The sequence below is a fragment of the Mesorhizobium sp. M0011 genome, assembly GCF_040324155.1.
Taxonomy (GTDB): domain Bacteria; phylum Pseudomonadota; class Alphaproteobacteria; order Rhizobiales; family Rhizobiaceae; genus Mesorhizobium.
The window spans coordinates 1-14,672 of the sequence record NZ_JAMYVQ010000012.1 but is presented as its reverse complement, the minus strand read 5'-3'; the positions used below and the strand labels follow the sequence as shown (position 1 = coordinate 14,672).

Sequence of the window (14,672 nt, the reverse complement as noted above, 5' to 3'; positions counted from 1 at the left end):
GGAAAACTTAACGTGCCGTTCTGGAGCTTGGGCTTGTGTCGAAAATAGATGCAACCGAAGCGAGAAACCGACGCTTCGGCGCGGGAAAATTAACCTTTTGTTTTCCATGCCTGTTTAGCGTGGCTTAACGAATGGCCAATCGCCGTTTGCAGGTCGCCAAAGGTAAAGTTCCAGACGATGGTCGACAGGGAAAACCGCGAAGACTGGAAGCGCGAGCGCTCATTGCTGGCGCTTGGCCAGGCTGTGCGCGGCGACGAACCCGACGCGTCCCTGGTCTCGATAGGCGATCGGGCAGACCCGTCATGGCGCGAGGATGCCGCCACCCGTCATCGCCTCGCCCGTTCGCAGCGCGAGGCGCGCAACCCGAAACTGTCGGATCCGGTCGCAACCGACGGGGATCAGGAGCGGGCTTCATCGCCGCACCGCGCGCAAACCACGCCACGGACACAAATCAGTGCCGCCGAAACCGCTGGCGCCCGTCGCGCCGATCATGCATCGGAACCTTACGCTGCGGGCGACGCGTCGGTATCCCGAAACGACGGCATGGACAGCCAGCAGTGGAAGCCGCTGATCGACCCGATGCAGGTCGTGCGCGGTGTCGGCAAGTCGAAGCTGCTGATCGTGACGACGACGATACTGGGCGCCGCGCTCGGCATCACCATCGCGCTGTCGACGCCGAAGAAATACGAAGCCACCACCGAACTGATCGTCGACCCACGCGACCTGAAGCTCACCGATCGCGACCTCACCCAGTCGGTCGTGGCTTCCGATGCAACGCTGGCCATCGTCGAGAACCAGGTCCGGGTGCTGACATCAGGCACCGTTCTCAACAAGGTCGTGGACAAGCTCAATCTGGTCAATGATCCGGAATTCAATGGGCAAGGCGGCGGCGGCCTCAGCGTCATGTCGCTCATCCGCTCCGTCCTGTCCCGCAATGACGGGCCGGGCGGTGTCGACGACGCCCGCCGCCGCGCGCTTGCTGTCGGCAATCTGGCCGAGAGCCTTTCGGTCGAGCGCGGCGGCAAGACCTTTGTCATCACCGTCAGTGCCACCACGCAGAATGGCGAGAAATCGGCCCTCATCGCCAACACGATGACGGATGTCTTTCTGCAGACTTTCGGCCAGATACAGTCGGACACCGCAGGCCGCGCCACCGACGAACTGACGGCCCGGCTTGACGAGTTGCGCAAGGGAGTCGAGGCCGCCGAGCGCAAGGTCGAAGATTTCAGGGCCACGCACGACCTTGTCGACGCGCAGGGCCATCTCATCAGCGATGACGAGATGCTGAAGCTCAACGAGCAACTGTCGATTGCCCGCGCCCGCACGCTGGAGCTGAATGCCCGGGCCGCTTCGGCGCGGTCGGTCGACGTCAATTCGGTCCTCACCGGCACCTTGCCGGAGGAGATCAACTCCAACACGATGAGCGATCTGCGTTCGCAATATGCGTCGCTCAAGCAGGAGGCTGACCGCGCCGCCATCCGGTTCGGCCCGCGTCATCCCGAACTCCAGGCGCTCAATGCCCAGATTGCCGGCGCACGCGACCGCATCGCCGCGGAGCTGCGCCGTATAGGCTCGTCGCTGCAGGTCGACCTCAAGCGCGCGGTCCAGCTCGAACAGGACCTTGCCTCTCGCCTGGCGCAGCTGAAGGTCCGCAGCGGCGACGTCAACAGCGACCTGGTGTCGATGCGCGAACTGGAGCGCGAGGCGACCGCCAAGCGTTCCGTCTACGAACAGTATCTGCTGCGCGCCAAGGAAACCGGCGAGCAGAAGGACATCAACACAGCCAACATCAACGTGATCTCGAAGGCCTTCGCGCCGCTCGAGGCAAACGGGCCGTCGCGGGTCGTGGTCGCGCTCGGCGGCCTGTTGCTGGGCTTTGCCTCCGGCATTGGCCTCGGAGCCATGCGTGGCGCCTATGAGAGCCTGCGTGACACCGCCAATTCGCGCTCGCGCCGCGACCATGGCACGGACGAACGCCGGACGCCTTACGAAGACAAGGCATATCGGGCAGCGCCGCCGGCGCCGCCACAAACACCAGCGCCGCAGCCATCGACACCCCCGCCTGCATCACCACCGCCGGCCGCGCCACCGCCTTTCCAGCAAGCCGAGGTCTCGCCGGCCGAAGGTGCCGGCCGGATCGGTGCCTTGCTGTCGAGGCTGCACAAGTCCGTCTCCCGCAGGCCATCCCGGGAGGAGCCGTTCGATACCGTTGAATGGGCCTCTGCCGAAAACGCGAAGCCAATGCAGGATCCGCAATACCGCGCTTATCCCCAGTCGGCGCCGGCCTTCGAGCCCCGGCAGGCGGCCGCGACAGCATACCCGTCGCCGCCTTTCCAGCCCGGCGGCCATCCGCAGCAGGCGGCGCAGCCGCCACTGCCGCCTCCCGTGGTGGCGCAGCGGCCATATTCCGGGCCGCAGCTCTATCCCTACGCGCAGCCATTGGGCTACGCGCAGCCGCCGGCCTATCCCTATCCGCAATCCATGCCGGCCACCAATGCCGGGCAGCAGCCCGATCCGGCACAGCCTGCTTCCGAATCTTATCCACAGCCGCCCCTCCCGCAGCAGCAGGCGCCTCAGCCTCATCAGCGATCGGCGGAGCCGCCGCGGGTCGTGGAGGATGCCGAGCAGCAAGCGCCAATCGAGGAAATCCGTGCCAGCCTGCGCGAATTCCGTGAAGCGGTTCGCGAACTGACCGAGAGCCGCGCGCGCCGCCGCTACTTCTGAGCCACAAAATTCTTCCAGGTGCCGTACAAAAACATGCCGGTTTCGCGTAAACGGCATGGGACGGCGCTTTGGCGGGATTGCATGTTGGAATTTTCGTGAAAATGCCACGCGGTGAAAGATCGAAAAGCGCGGCGCTTCCGGAAGCGACGCGCTTGGGCATTCTGGTGTTGAGGGTGGTCCATGGCTGAAGTGATTGATGGCAAGAGCGTTGCCGGGGACGTTGTGGGGACGGTCAAGTCCCTGACGGCCGAGCTTGTCGCCAAGGGCAAGCCCAAGCCCGGTCTTGCCGTGGTCATCGTCGGCGAGGATCCCGCCAGCCAGGTCTATGTCGCGTCCAAGTCGCGCACCGCCAAGGAATGCGGCTTTCATTCCGTCCAGCACACGCTGCCGGCCGAAACCTCGGAACCGGCATTGCTGAAGATCATCGGCGACCTCAACGCCGATCCGGCCATCAATGGCATCCTCGTGCAGCTTCCGCTGCCGGCCCACATCGACGCCGGCAAGATCATCCAGACCATCGCGCCGGAAAAGGATGTCGACGGCTTCCATTTCATCAATGTCGGCAAGCTCGGCACCGGTGAACTCGAGACAGCCTTCGTGCCTTGTACCCCGGCCGGCTCTATGCTCCTGATCGAGCGGGTGCGCGGCAAGGACCTGTCCGGCCTCAACGCCGTCGTCGTCGGCCGCTCCAACATCGTCGGCAAGCCGATGGCCAACCTCCTGCTTGCCGCCAACTGCACCGTCACCATCGCGCACAGCCGGACGAAGGATTTGCCGGCGCTTGCCCGCACCGCCGACATTCTTGTCGCGGCCGTCGGAAGGCCGGAGATGATCAGGGGTGATTGGGTCAAGCCAGGCGCCACCGTCATTGATGTCGGCATCAACCGCATTCCGGCGCCGGAAAAGGGCGAGGGCAAGTCCCGTCTCGTCGGCGATGTCGCCTATGCCGAAGCGGCCAAGGCCGCCGGCGCCATCACGCCGGTGCCTGGCGGTGTCGGGCCTATGACCATTGCCATGCTGATGGCCAATACGTTAGCCTCGGCCTACCTTGCGGCCGGATTGAAACGGCCGTCCTTCTGACCCGCCAGAAAGCCGCAGCTTTGCCGAACCCCAGTGTTCCCTCAGAACGGCCGGTCATCGCGGACCCCGTTCAAGGTGGCCGGCAGTTCGCATTCCTGCTGGTCGACAAGTTCTCCATGTTCTCGCTGGCTGCCGCGATCGATACGTTCCGGTCGGCGAACCGGTTGCTCGGCCGTGACTTCTACGGCTGGACGACGGTGTCGGCCGATGGCGATCCGGTGATGGCTTCCAACGGCCTGCCGCTCAAGATCGACTATGCCGTTGCCGACCTGCCGCCGGTCGATATCCTGTTCGTCTCGGTTGGGCTGACGACGGAATTCCCCGGCAAGAGCAAGGTGCTGGCGGCTTTGCGAAGCTGGGGCCGGCGCGGCAATGCGCTGGGTGCCCTGTCGGTCGGCTCCTATCTGCTGGCCGAGGCCGGCCAGCTCGAAGGCTATCGCTGCACCATCCATTGGGAAAACCGTGCCGGCTTCGTCGAACGCTTCCCCGACATCAACTGCACCGGCAACGTCTTCGAGATCGATCGCAAGCGCTACACCTGTGCCGGCGGCACCACTTCGATCGACCTGATGCTGGAGATCGTGCGCGGCGATTTCGGCTCGAACCTCGCCAATGGCGTCGCCAACCAGTTCCAGCACGAACGCATCCGCTCGGCCGGCGACCGTCAGCGCGTCGGGCCGGAACGCGACCTGACCGGCAAGTCGGAGAAGCTTAGGCGTATCGTCGAACTGATGGCCGACCACCTCGACGAGCCGCTGTCGGCGGTACAGCTGGCCAAATCCGCCGGCCTTTCGGTGCGCCAGGTCGAGCGCCTGTTCCTGCGCCATCTCAGCGTCACGCCCGGCCGTTATTACATGCGGTTGCGGCTGGAGCGGGCGCGCGAACTGCTGCGCCAGACCAACATGCCGATCCTCGACGTGGCGATCGCGACCGGCTTCACCTCGCATTCCTACTTCGCCCAGAGCTACCGGCTGCAATTCGGCAGGCCGCCCTCGGAAGAGCGCCGCACGACCTATTGAATTCCGCTTCCGCTGAAAAGTTCGGCATTCGGCCCGGCGCATCGGGCCAGGGCAGCGACTTCGGGTTAACGGGTTCCTTCGGTGCCTTCGCTGCGCGTAGGCTGACGGGTGCATCAAACGAAAAACCCGCCTGAGCGGCGGGTCACCGGCGCAAATCAGCACCATGGGCGAAAATGTATCATAGCTGAGGGCATAGAGTCAAGAAAAAATTCCTATCGCAAAAACTGCCGGCACTGCCGGCACCACCGAACTGGCTGTCGTCAGGTCTTTGTCAAGCTGGGTTCGGAGCCCTACGCACCGGGCGCCGGGACTTGTGTCCCAGCGCCGCGTCAAATAGCTTGCCGCCCGGATCAGGGGTGGATTTAGGAGATTTCGATGGCGGGACTTGCACGGAGTGTCGCGGCGGCGGTCCTCCTTTTGTCGATGACGACGTTCGGCTTCGCCGCAAACAAGGTCATCATCATTCTCGATGCGTCCGGCTCGATGTGGGCGCAGATCGACGGCAAGCCCAAGCTCGAAATCGCCCGCGAGTCGCTTCGAACCGTGCTTCAATCGGTCCCCACCGACGACGAGATCGGCTTCATGGCCTATGGCCATCGTGAAAAGGGCAGCTGCGACGACATCCAGCTGATCGTGCCGCCGCAGGCAGGTTCGGGCAGCGCCATTTCGGCCGCCGCCGACAGCCTGAAATTCCTCGGCAAGACACCGCTGACCGCTGCCGTCAAGCAGGCGGCCGAGGCGTTGAAATACACCGAGGACAAGGCGACCGTCGTGCTCATCACCGACGGGCTCGAAACATGCGGCGGCGACCCCTGCGCGCTTGGCAAGGAGCTCGAGGCATCCGGCGTCGACTTCACCGCCGATGTCGTCGGCTTCGGCCTCACCGCCGACGAGGGCAAGCAGATCGCCTGCCTCGCCGACAACACCGGCGGCAAATACATCCAGGCCTCCGACGAGAAGGCGCTGCAGGAGGCGCTTGCCGAGACAGTGGCGGCGCCTGCTCCTGAACCGGCTCCGGCACCTGCGCCCGCGCCGGCCAAACCGGAATTCAATTTCCTGCCGATAGCGGTGCTTGCCGAGGGCGGCGATCCCGTCACTGAAGGCAACGCCTGGGAAATCTACAAGGTCAAACCCGACGGTACGCGCGGCGACTACGTCAGCACCGAATACGGTGCCTACAAGGCCAATCTGGAACCGGGCGACTATATCGTCGTGGCCAGTGACGGCCAGGCGAAAACCGAGCAGAAGGTCAAGATCGAGGCCGGCCAGGTCTACAAGCCGCTTTTCAACTTGAATGCCGGCACGCTCATCATCCACCCGCGACCGAGCGCGGGGGCGGATGTCGTCGATGGCGCGGCTGTCGTCATCGATTATCCGGGTGCAGACATGCCCGCGACCTTTTATGGGACAACGAAAGCCGTGTTGCCGGCCGGCGACCAGAAGGTGACTGTCACGATCGGGCAGGGCGTGGCTACCGAGACGATCCCGCTGGCTGGCGGCAAGACCGTGGAAAAGGACATGATTGCCGGTGTCGGCCATGTCGTTGCCAATGCTTACTATGCTGCCGGCGGCGACAAGGCGGACGGTTCAGGCATCGGCTTCAAGGTGCTCAAGGCAAAAAAGAAGATCGATGGAACCAGGGACGAGGTGACCTATGCCTACGGACCCGACAGCAAATTCGATCTGCCACCCGATGACTATGTGTTGATTGCGACGGTTGATCTCGCCGTCGTCGAGCAGCCGTTCACTGTCAAGGTGGGCGAATTTCAGGATCTGAAGGTCGCAATGAATGCCGGCGTGCTGGCGATCACCGCGCCCGGAGCCTCGAAGATCGAGATTTTCGAGGCCAAGAAGGACATCAACGGCAACCGCAAGTCGCTTGGCTATGCATTCGACCAGAAGTATCAGGCAGCGATCCCTGCGGGCGACTACGCCGTCGTCTCGGAGAAATCCGACAACAGTTCCAAAGAAGGCAACGTGACGGTCAAGGCCGGCGAGCGAGCCGAGCTAACCGTGCAATAGAATCGTATGCACAACCGCAAGAGGGCGGCCATGTGCCGCCCTTTTTTGTGAACTACGCAGAATTGCCGTCATGTCGTGCCGAAGGCGCTGGCGCCATGATCGGCGCGGCCGACCAGTTGCCGGAAGCCGGCAAACAGCTCGCGGCCGAAGCCGAACTCGTTGCCGATGAGATCGGCATCCGCCGTCCGGCGCAAAGCGAACTCCCCGGCCGGCACCAGCACTTCCAGCGTTCCGGCTTCGGCGTCGAGCCGGATGATGTCGCCTTCATGGATCCTGGCGATAGGACCCTCCTCGACCGCTTCCGGTGTGACATGGATAGCCGCCGGCACCTTGCCGGAGGCTCCCGACATGCGCCCGTCGGTGACCAGCGCCACGCGCTGGCCACGATCCTGCAGGATGCCGAGCACCGTGGTCAGCTTGTGCAGTTCCGGCATGCCATTGGCCTTCGGCCCCTGGAAGCGGATGACGGCGATGAAATCGCCGGTCAGCGTGCCCGCCTTGAACGCATCGTTCAGCCCTTGCTGGCTGTCGAAGACCCTGGCCGGCGCCTCGATGATACGCCGCTCCGGCTTCACCGCGGAAGTCTTGATGACGGCGTGGCCGAGATTGCCTGATAGCACCTTCAGGCCGCCGGTCGCCTGGAATGCCTTGCTGAACGGCGCCAGCACCTTTTCGTCGCCGCTTGCCTTCGGCGAGGCCTCGCGCACCACGCCTCCGTCGGCGCCGAGCTTTGCCTCGACCGCATAGGGCCGCAGGCCTTCGCCCCACACCGTCTGCACATCCTCATGCAGGATGCCTTCGTCGAGCAGTTCGCGGATCAGGAAGCCGAGCCCGCCGGCGGCGTGGAAATGGTTCACGTCGGCGAGGCCGTTCGGATAGACCCGCGCCAGCAGCGGCACCGCTTCCGACAGGTCGGAAATATCCTGCCAGGTGATGGCTATACCGGCCGCCGCCGCCATGGCGATCAGGTGGATGGTGTGATTGGTCGAGCCGCCGGTGGCGTGCAGGCCGACGACGCCGTTGACGATCGAGCGCTCGTCGATCATCCGGCCGACGGGCGTATAGGCGTTGCCGAGCGCGGTGATCGCCAGCGCCCGCTTCGTCGCCTCGCGGGTCAACGCCTCGCGCAGCGGCGTGCCGGGGTTGACGAAGGAAGCGCCCGGCGTGTGCAGGCCCATGATCTCCATCAGCATCTGGTTGGAATTCGCCGTGCCGTAGAAGGTGCAGGTGCCCGGCCCATGATAGGATTTGGACTCGGCCTCCAGCAGTTCGGCGCGTCCGGCCTTGCCCTCGGCGTAGAGCTGGCGGACCTTGGCCTTTTCGTCATTGGCCAGGCCGGTCGTCATCGGTCCGGCCGGAATGAACACCGCCGGCAGATGGCCGAAGGTCAGTGCTGCGATCACCAGGCCCGGCACGATCTTGTCGCAGACGCCGAGATAGACGGCAGCGTCGAACATGTTGTGCGACAGGCCGATCGCGGCGGCCATGGCGATGACATCGCGCGAAAACAGCGACAGCTCCATGCCGGGCTGGCCCTGGGTGACGCCGTCGCACATCGCCGGCACGCCGCCTGCCACCTGGGCAATGCCGCCGGCTTCGCGGGCCGCATCCTTGATCAGCGCGGGGAAGGTCTCGAACGGCTGATGCGCCGACAGCATGTCGTTGTAGGAGGTGATGATGCCGAGGTTCGGCACCTTGTCGGCGCCCAGCGCGAGCTTTTCCGAGGGGCTGCACACCGCAAAGCCATGGGCGAGGTTGCCGCACGACAGCACAGCCCGGTTGGCGGTGCGGTTCGATGCCTCGGCGATGCGGCCGAGATAACGCTCGCGGCCTGGTTTTGAGCGCTGACGGATGCGTTCGGTGATGGCTTCGATGTCGCGTCTGGCGGTCATGGCGGTCGGTCCTTTCAGGCGAGGTCCCGGAAACATCCTCCCGCCGTTTGCCGGGACCAGAGTAAATCGAGATTCAGGGGGCCCAGAAAACCTCTACGGGCTTATGTGCTGCGTCGAGCACGGCACGGATTGGCTTTCGCGGCCCGGGCGCAACCGCGCCGTCGAAGGCGACACGCTTGTCCTCACCCTCTATGTGCAGCGCGATGAAGCCGGCTTCGACGATGCGCGCCAGCGACAGGGTCAGCCGCGGCTCGCCCGCACTTGCCGCATGAACCGGCAGCACGATCCTGTCGCAAGACGGGTCGAGCAACGTTGCCAGATCGTCGGCATCGGGAAAGAACGAAGCGGTGTGGCCGTCCGGCCCCATGCCGAGCACGACGACATCGAGCGGCCATGGCAAGGACCGGAGCGCTGCATCGTCGGACGAGGCCGCATCCTCGATGCTGGTGGCTTCGTGATAGAGCGGCACGAAACGAGCCGCCTTGGCCGCGTTCTGCAACAGATTGGCGGCTACCAGCCCGGCATTGGAGCGTGGCGAGGAGGCCGGCACGAAACGCTCGTCGACCAGCGTCACGATCACCTTGTCCCAAGCGATAGGTATCGCCGAAAGGGCGGCGAAGAATTTTGCCGGCGTGGTGCCGCCGGAGACGGCGAGCAGCCCCGTGCCGCGCTCGGCGATCGCCTTGGTCAGTCTGCCTGCAACATGGCCGGCAAGGGCTGCCGCCAGTTCCTGGCGCTCAGCGAAGCCGTTCCAGCTATAGGCGGCGCTGTTCAATTGCTCTCGTGCCATGTCCGCCCGTCACGTTCGATCAGTGCTATCGAGGCCGATGGGCCCCAGGTGCCCGCCGTGTAGCCCTGCGCCTCCTGCCTGGCACTTTCCCAGGCATTCTGGATCGGGTCGATCCATTTCCACGCCGCCTCGACTTCGTCACGGCGCATGAACAGGGTCTGGTTGCCACGGATGACGTCCATGATCAGCCGCTCATAGGCGTCCGGCGCGCGGCCATCGAAGGACTGCGCAAAACTCATGTCGAGCGAGATCTGGCGCAACCGCATGCCGCCCGGACCCGGATCCTTGATCATGATGAACTGCTTGACGCCTTCGTCGGGCTGCAGCCGGATGACCAGCTGGTTGGCGAAGATCGGACCAGCGCTGTCGCCGAAGATCGAATGCGGGATCGGCTTGAATTCGATGACGATTTCCGAAACCCGGGTTGCCAGCCGCTTGCCGGTCCTGAGGTAGAACGGAACGCCCGCCCAGCGCCAGGTGCCGATCTCGGCCTTGATGGCGACGAAGGTCTCGGTATTGCTGTCGTGGGAAAGCTCCTCGACATAGCCCTTTACAGCTCCGCTGGCCGAGGCGCCTGCGCGGTACTGGCCGCGCACGGTGTGCTTCGGCGCTTCGTTGCCATTGATGCGCTTCAGTGCCCGCAGCACCTTCAGCTTCTCGTCGCGCACGGCGTCGGCATCCATCGATGACGGCGCTTCCATGGCGACGAGACACAGCAGCTGCAGCATATGGTTCTGCACCATGTCGCGCAGCGCGCCGGCCTTGTCGTAATAGGTGACGCGGTCCTCCAGACCGACGGTCTCGGCCACGGTGATCTGGACATGGTCGATGTGGGCTGAATTCCACAACGGCTCGTAGAGCGCGTTGGCGAAGCGCAGCGCCATCAGGTTCTGCACCGTCTCCTTGCCTAGATAATGGTCGATGCGGAAGATCTGGCTTTCGTGGAAGTCGTCGCCGACCAGATCGTTGAGCTTGCGTGCCGAATCGAGATCGCGGCCGATCGGCTTTTCCAGCACGATGCGCGAGTTCGGCGTGATCAGATTGTGCTCTTTCAGCTTGTGCGAGATGTCGCCGAACAGCGCCGGCGCCACCGCCAGGTAGAAGGCTCGGATGCGGTCGCTGTCTCCGATCGCCTTCTTAAGCTTGTCGAAGCCGGCGCCGCTCGTCGCATCGGCGGAGACGTAGGACAGCCGCGCCAGAAAAGTCTTCAGTTCCTTGGCGTCGATGTCGGCCGGCTTGACGTGCTCGGAGATCGCCTGTTTGGCGAAGGCTTGGAATTCCTCATCGCTCATTTTCGAGCGCGACGTGCCGATGATGCGTGTCGGCTCCGAAAACTGATGGTCGCGCTGGCGATAATAGAGCGACGGCAGAAGCTTGCGTTCCGACAGATCGCCGGTGCCGCCGAAAATGATGAAGTCGAAAGGCTCGACGGGGATGATCTGGCTGGTCATGGTCTGTCCGCTTTGACGCCGGTCGCTGTGACGCGGCTGATATAATCTAATCGATTTAAATTTTCCAGTGCCATGGTGTCACATCTGGGTGTATGCGCCTGCCCCTTGACAGTCCGATGACCCGGAGGCTTGTCGAAGGCGCGGCTCCGGAAGCCTTCGCAGTTGCAGCATAGAGCGGGATCGACGCGAAAGCCAAAGGAGAAATCGGCGATGGACCCACATCTTTCGGCCAATCCAGTCAGAAGCCGTGGCTTTGCGCGGATGAGCGCCAATGACGTGCCCGTTGATCGTCACCAATAATGAGCGGAAAAAACATGCGTCTGGAAAACAAGGTTGCGATCATCACCGGCGCTGCGTCGGGCTTTGGCGAGGGCATTGCCAGGCGCTTTGCGCGGGAGGGCGCCAGGGTCGTTGTCGCCGATCTCAACGCCAGGGGTGCGGAGCGCGTCGCCGGCGAAATCGGTGAAGCTGCGATCTGGACCCAGACGGATGTCTCGCTGCGCTCCGAATTCGACGAGATGGTCTATGCCGCCAAAAGCGCCTTCGGCCGCATCGACATCATGGTCAACAATGCCGGTTACACCCATCGCAACGGCGACATGCTCAATGTCGACGAGGACACCTTCGACCTGATAACCGCCGTCAACATGAAGGCGATCTATCACGCGGCACTTGCCGTGGTGCCGATCATGGAGCGGCAGGGCGGCGGCGTCATCCTGACCACGGCCTCCACCGCGGGTCTGCGGCCGCGCCCCGGCCTCACCTGGTACAATGCGTCGAAAGGCTGGGCGATCACCGCCACCAAATCGATGGCGGTGGAACTGGCGCCGAAGAACATCCGCGTCAACTGCCTCTGCCCGGTTGCCGGCGAGACCGGCATGCTGGCGAAATTCATGGGCGCCGACACGCCCGAGATCCGCGAGAAGTTCCGCGCATCGATCCCACTCGGCCGGCTTTCGACGCCGCTCGACATCGCCAACGCCGCACTCTGGCTGGCCTCGGACGAGGCCGCCTTCATCACCGGCGTGGCGCTGGAGGTCGATGGCGGCCGCTGCATCTGAAAGCCTGATGTATGTCGCTCGAAAGCGGCCCCGGTTTGGGAGAACGACATGCATCAGAACAACAGGCCTGCCTCACGCAGAGCGGTGGGCGTCAGGCGCCGGTCTTGATGTAACTCTTGTAGATCCAGCCGGTCTTGCCGTTGTAGGTGATCTGGCACCATTTCTTGCAGCTCATCACCTGCACCGAGGTTTTGGCTGGCACCGTACCGATGGCGGCGGCATTTTTCTTCGGGCCGCTTCGCATGGTCACGGCCCTCAGGATGCGCCCTGTTCCGGCGGCGGCTTTCCTTGGCTTCCCCTTGGCTTGGCTGTCATCGCCTTCTGCCGCTGGCTCTTGAGCCGGCACTTGCGGTTGCACCTCGGGAATGGCGGCGGTTTGTGCGCCGTCGGGATGGTTGCCCGCGGCTGCGCTGGGCGCGGCTACCTTGGCAAGTTCGGTGGCGGCATCGGTAGCGGCTGCCGGCTGTGCGAATGCCGCAGCTTGCTTGTCCGCTGCCTGGCTGGGGGCAGTCGAATCGGAAGTGGCGGCGTCCTTCGGCTGCGAACCGGTCCAGCGCGGATCGTTGGCGGCGAGTGCGGGGATGTTGGCTTGCGCGGCCGCCACGGTTGTCGGAATAGCGTCGGACTTGCGCGCCTGCGGCACGGCTGCCGCGGCGACCGCGGCCCCAACCGGGGTTATTTTCGTCGTCTTCACCGGAACCGTTGGAATGGTCTGTTCGGGGCTCGCTGCCGCTTGTCTGTCGCTGGCCGGCAATGCCAGCCACAGCGCCACGGCGGCGACGCCAAGCAGCGCGGCAGTGCCGATCGCGGCGATCACCAGATGCGAGTTCGAACGGACTTCCTGCCAGAAGGAGGGCCGCATGTCGTATCCGAACTGCATGGCAAAGCGCCGACGTTCCGGCGTACCGAAACTGAAGGGCTCTCTCACTCTTGCCACCTCCATAAGCGGGCCGACGTTCTATCGGTCGGTGCCGGAAGTCCGGCGTCTGATCCGCATAGGTCAAAAAAACAACGCGGGCAGTCCCGCAACAATCCCCGAACAATCGCCCAGAACCGGCAGCTTTCGCCTGCGATTGTGGCATCAGTACGCCATTATAGGGGATTCTGCGCCTTTGCGGGAAATTGCGCAATGCGTCGCACGGGCAACAAATGTTACAATGAATATTACAATATTACATCAGGTCGGTCGGCTAGATCCTGTCCCGCAACGCAAACCAGTTGAGCGCCAGGAACAGCAGCGGCGTGCGGAAGCGCCGACCGCCGGGGAACGGCGGGATTTTCAGATCCTCGATCAGCTTCAGCCGGTCGCGGTTGCCGGCAACGGTTTCGGCATAGAGTTTACCGAAGTAGTTCGACAGCATGACGCCGTGGCCGGAATAGCCGCCGGCCGAGATCACATTGGGCATCACTTCGCGCACGAAAGGCTTTCTCGGCACCGTGATGCCGACATAGCCGCCCCAACCATGCGTGATCTCGACATCCCCGAGCGCCGGATAGAGTTCCGCGATCTGGCGGCGGATGTGAATGTGGATATCCTTCGGATCGTTGACGCCATAGACCTCGCGTCCGCCAAACAGCAGCCGTCCGTCCTTCGATCTGCGGAAATAGCGCACGACGAAGCGGGAATCGTCGACCGCCTCGCCGCCCGGCAAAACGTTCGAATCCGCTCCCAAAGGCACGGTCGCACCGATGAAGGAACCGATCGGCATGATGTGCGCCGCACTAACCGGCTCGAGCGCGCCGCCATAGGCGTTGACCGCTATCAGGCATTTCTGCGCCGTCACCGTCCCCCTCGGTGTCGAAACCTTGACCTTGCCGCCGCTGGACATGATGTCGGTCGACGGCGTCCCCTCGAACAGCTGCGCGCCTGCAAGCGCTGCCACCCGCGCCGTGCCGATCACCAGCTTCATCGGATGGATGTGGCCGGTGCCGGTGTCGCGCGTGCCGCCGAAATAGGCGGTCGAGCCCAACCGCTCCGCCGTCTCCCTGGCATCCATGAACGAGATATGCGGGTAGGAAAAACGGCTCGCCATGATCTCGGCATGCGCCTTGTAGTCGTCGACATAGCGCGGCTTGTGCGCCACCGAGAGCTGGCCCGGCATATAGTCGATATCGATCTGGTTGGCGGCAGTGAATTCGAGGAGATGCGCCTTGGCCTCTTCGGCAAGATCAAACAGCGCCTTGGCGCGGGCCAAGCCATACTCGGCTTCCAGGTCCTCGGCCCAGGCGCGCTGGCCGGTGCCGAGCTGCCCGCCATTGCGACCGGAGGCGCCATCGCCGAAGCGGTAAGCGTCGATCAGCACGACATTGGTGCCTGCCTTGGCCAGGTGCGCCGCCGCCGACAGACCGGTAAAGCCGCCGCCGACGATGACGACATCGCATGCCCGGTCGCCATCCAGCGCCGGGTATTCAGGTCTCGGACCGGCTGTGTCCTCATACCAGGACCGGCCGGGGGAGATCGGGGATTGGTAAGGCATGATGCTCGCAGGGGAGTAGGGGAGTAGGGGAGTAGGGGAGTAGGGGAGTAGGGGACTAGGCGACGAGGCGACGAGGGGTCGAGGGGACGAGGGTAATATGATAATTAGGGTTGAGGGGGGGGGGGGGGGGGGGGGGGGGGGGGGGGGGGGGGGGGG

Annotated in this window: 10 protein-coding genes; 5 read left to right on the top strand and 5 right to left on the bottom strand. The window is 64.0% G+C overall.

Annotated features, from left to right (window positions below; translation table 11 throughout):
- Positions 1–177: 177 nt before the first annotated feature.
- The 4 genes from NKK51_RS15305 (at position 178) to NKK51_RS15290 (ending at position 6,845) form a co-directional block, all read left to right on the top strand.
- Entirely contained in the window at positions 178–2,724 is a 2,547-nt protein-coding gene (locus NKK51_RS15305) for a GumC family protein (RefSeq protein ID WP_352553684.1), read from the top strand.
- A 180-nt stretch (positions 2,725–2,904) separates the two neighbouring features.
- Positions 2,905–3,804: a bifunctional methylenetetrahydrofolate dehydrogenase/methenyltetrahydrofolate cyclohydrolase FolD gene (gene folD, locus NKK51_RS15300; protein ID WP_023809192.1), complete on the top strand. Its 900-nt coding sequence runs from the start codon at positions 2,905–2,907 to the stop codon at positions 3,802–3,804.
- A 20-nt stretch (positions 3,805–3,824) separates the two neighbouring features.
- Positions 3,825–4,823 (top strand): GlxA family transcriptional regulator, encoded by a 999-nt coding sequence (locus NKK51_RS15295; protein WP_032908654.1) that lies wholly within the window; start codon positions 3,825–3,827, stop codon positions 4,821–4,823.
- 375 nt (positions 4,824–5,198) lie between these two features.
- On the top strand, positions 5,199–6,845 hold the full coding sequence (locus NKK51_RS15290) for a vWA domain-containing protein (RefSeq protein WP_352553682.1): 1,647 nt from the start codon (positions 5,199–5,201) through the stop codon (positions 6,843–6,845).
- Positions 6,846–6,913: 68 nt separating this feature from the next.
- Here NKK51_RS15290 and edd read toward each other — a convergent pair whose 3' ends face one another.
- From edd to zwf, 3 genes are all read right to left on the bottom strand, one after another.
- Positions 6,914–8,737 carry a phosphogluconate dehydratase gene (edd, locus tag NKK51_RS15285; RefSeq protein ID WP_352553680.1) on the bottom strand — a complete coding sequence of 608 codons (1,824 nt, stop codon included), beginning with the start codon at positions 8,735–8,737 and terminating at the stop codon, positions 6,914–6,916.
- 73 nt (positions 8,738–8,810) lie between these two features.
- Complete coding sequence (gene pgl, locus NKK51_RS15280; RefSeq protein ID WP_023809188.1) at positions 8,811–9,527, bottom strand: 6-phosphogluconolactonase; 717 nt, start codon at positions 9,525–9,527, stop codon at positions 8,811–8,813.
- Complete coding sequence (gene zwf / locus NKK51_RS15275) at positions 9,509–10,978, bottom strand: glucose-6-phosphate dehydrogenase (protein WP_023809187.1); 1,470 nt, start codon at positions 10,976–10,978, stop codon at positions 9,509–9,511. The genes pgl and zwf overlap by 19 nt, the downstream gene beginning before the upstream one ends.
- Before the next feature lie 314 nt (positions 10,979–11,292).
- On the opposite strand from zwf, the gene NKK51_RS15270 reads away from it, so the two are divergent.
- Positions 11,293–12,039: an SDR family oxidoreductase gene (locus NKK51_RS15270; RefSeq protein ID WP_352553677.1), complete on the top strand. Its 747-nt coding sequence runs from the start codon at positions 11,293–11,295 to the stop codon at positions 12,037–12,039.
- Positions 12,040–12,130: 91 nt separating this feature from the next.
- Here NKK51_RS15270 and NKK51_RS15265 read toward each other — a convergent pair whose 3' ends face one another.
- Positions 12,131–12,967 (bottom strand): SH3 domain-containing protein, encoded by an 837-nt coding sequence (locus tag NKK51_RS15265; RefSeq protein WP_127296891.1) that lies wholly within the window; start codon positions 12,965–12,967, stop codon positions 12,131–12,133.
- Between the two features lie 262 nt (positions 12,968–13,229).
- Positions 13,230–14,516, bottom strand: a complete 1,287-nt coding sequence (locus NKK51_RS15260) for an NAD(P)/FAD-dependent oxidoreductase (RefSeq protein WP_127296890.1) — start codon at positions 14,514–14,516, stop codon at positions 13,230–13,232.
- Positions 14,517–14,672 lie beyond the last annotated feature (156 nt).